This is a genomic window from Caballeronia sp. (assembly GCF_049581465.1).
Taxonomy (GTDB): domain Bacteria; phylum Pseudomonadota; class Gammaproteobacteria; order Burkholderiales; family Burkholderiaceae; genus Caballeronia.
In genome coordinates this window covers 1-1,759 of the sequence record NZ_JBAUSA010001329.1, presented here as the reverse complement: position 1 = coordinate 1,759, position 1,759 = coordinate 1, and the positions used below count along the sequence as shown (strand labels likewise).

The window sequence follows — 1,759 nt, the reverse complement described above, 5'->3', positions numbered from 1 at the left end:
GCTCGAGCGCGGTCATGAACGTAATCGTTCAAAGAAAGGTCGCGGCCATCACGGATGCGATGGCGAGCCGCAAGAGCCCGTTCACGGATCGTAGCCGCGTGCAGCGGCATTCCCTGAAGCTGCCACTCCTGCCGACCACCACCATCGGCTCGTTCCCGCAGACGCCGGCGATCCGGCAGGCTCGTGCGGCCTACAAGCGCGGCGAGCTGCGCGCACTCGACTACCTCGAACGCATGCGCGCGGAAACTGCCACTGTGCTGCGCAAGCAAGAGGAACTCGGGCTCGACGTCCTCGTGCACGGCGAAGTGGAACGCAACGACATGGTCGAGTACTTTGCCGAAAAACTGTGGGGCTATGCGTTCACGGAAAACGGCTGGGTTCAGAATTACGGCTCGCAGTGCGTCAAGCCGCCGATCATCTACGGCGACGTCTACCGGCCCGAGCCGATGATGGTGGACGCCGCCTGTCACGCTCAGTCCTTAACGGACCGTCTGGTGAAAGGTGTCCTGACGGGACCGGTGACCATGCTTGAGTGGTCCTTTGTCCGCGACGATCAACCGCGCTCAACCACCGCACTGCAATTGGCGCTTGTCATTCGCGACGAAGTCATCGACCTTGAAAAGGCCGGCATCCGCATCATCCAGATCGATGAGCCCGCGTTCCGCGAAGGGCTGCCGTTGCGCAAGGCCGAGTGGACCCCGTATCTGGAATGGGCCACGCGCGCCTTCAGGATCGCGGCGGGCGGCGTCTCGGACGCCACGCAAATCCACACCCACATGTGCTATTCGGAGTTCAACGACATCCTTGCGTCGATCGCCGCACTCGACGCGGACGTCATCACGATCGAGACATCGCGTTCCTCGATGGAACTGCTGGACGGCTTCGGCGCGTTCGCCTATCCGAACGGAATCGGGCCCGGCGTATTCGACACGCATTCGCCGCGAGTGCCGAGCGTCGAGACGATGCAGCAATTGCTGGAGCGCGCCTGCGAGGTCATACCTGCCGAACGTCTCTGGGTCAACCCGGATTGCGGCCTGAAGACGCGCGGCTGGCCGGAGACTGAAGCTGCGTTGACCAACATGATCCAGGCCGCCAGGAACTTGCGGCAGAAGCTCAAGGCGGAGAGCACCAGCGCAGCGACAGCCTGAGCGCCCCGGACGGGTCTGCGGCATGAAGTAGTCGCGAAGGTTGCCGGTGGCCTGATCAACATTGCACCGGACACCGGTTTGCATGCAACTCATGCTGCCGGGAGCACGCGCATCGACGCTCATTCGCTAACCCGAACTTAATCGCGTCATCCGTGGATTCAGAAGTAAAATGCGCGCATACGACTCGGGAAGCTGGTGAAAATCCAGCGCGGTCGCGCCACTGTGACCGGTTTCAACATGGACCGGAAGTCAGACCTCGGCGTCGTATTCCTCTTTTACGACTTTGGGGCGCGCATTCCCCAGGAGATGTCCGCATGACCCATTCCGTCCGCGAGTCTGGACTCAAATCCAGACCGATATCCCCTCGATTGTCCAGCTTTGTGTCTTGCTGCGGATCTCCGCTGACAAGCGTGCGACGCCATCTGATCAACAAACAATAATTAAGTCGCCCTTATGAAATTCCGTCGTTACATCATCACGTCTGCCCTGACGGTCTCGGCCTGGCAGATTGCACAAGCCGCGGACGACTCGTCGTTCCCGCAGCCGGAGCAGCTTCCGGCCGAAGTCACGCTGCCGAATATTCTAGTCACTGCCGATACACAGCACTTGCC

At 61.0% G+C, this 1,759-nt stretch carries 1 protein-coding gene and 1 riboswitch; the gene reads left to right on the top strand.

The window, feature by feature from the left end; translation table 11 throughout:
* The coding region (metE, locus tag WCA53_RS32095; protein WP_423921275.1) for a 5-methyltetrahydropteroyltriglutamate--homocysteine S-methyltransferase at positions 1-1,148 on the top strand (1,148 nt) is incomplete at its 5' end.
* Between the two features lie 161 nt (positions 1,149-1,309).
* Positions 1,310-1,461: riboswitch (adenosylcobalamin (AdoCbl) riboswitch) on the top strand.
* The last annotated feature ends 298 nt before the right edge of the window (positions 1,462-1,759 follow it).